Here is a 261-nt window from a genome sequence, read left to right as displayed (position 1 = left end):
TCCACAGTAGCTCAGTGGTAGAGCTATCGGCTGTTAACCGATCGGTCGTAGGTTCGAATCCTACCTGTGGAGCCAATGGAGAGCTGTCCGAGTGGCCGAAGGAGCACGATTGGAAATCGTGTAGGCCGTTACCGCGGCCTCGAGGGTTCGAATCCCTCGCTCTCCGCCACTATTCTAATAATACTGGCCCGTTGGTCAAGTGGTTAAGACACCGCCCTTTCACGGCGGTAACACGGGTTCGAATCCCGTACGGGTCACCAA

3 tRNA genes are annotated in these 261 nt (G+C 55.9%); all 3 read left to right on the top strand.

Annotation, left to right across the window (positions count from 1 at the left end):
* A tRNA-Asn gene (locus Q1A47_RS20715) sits at positions 1–75 on the top strand.
* Between the two features lie 2 nt (positions 76–77).
* Positions 78–169, top strand: a tRNA-Ser gene (locus tag Q1A47_RS20710).
* 16 nt (positions 170–185) lie between these two features.
* Positions 186–260 (top strand) — tRNA-Glu (locus tag Q1A47_RS20705).
* Position 261: the final 1 nt, after the last annotated feature.

This window comes from uncultured Virgibacillus sp. (genome assembly GCF_947495635.1).
GTDB lineage: Bacteria > Bacillota > Bacilli > Bacillales > Amphibacillaceae > Virgibacillus > Virgibacillus salarius.
This window is presented reverse-complemented; position numbering and strand designations above follow the sequence as displayed.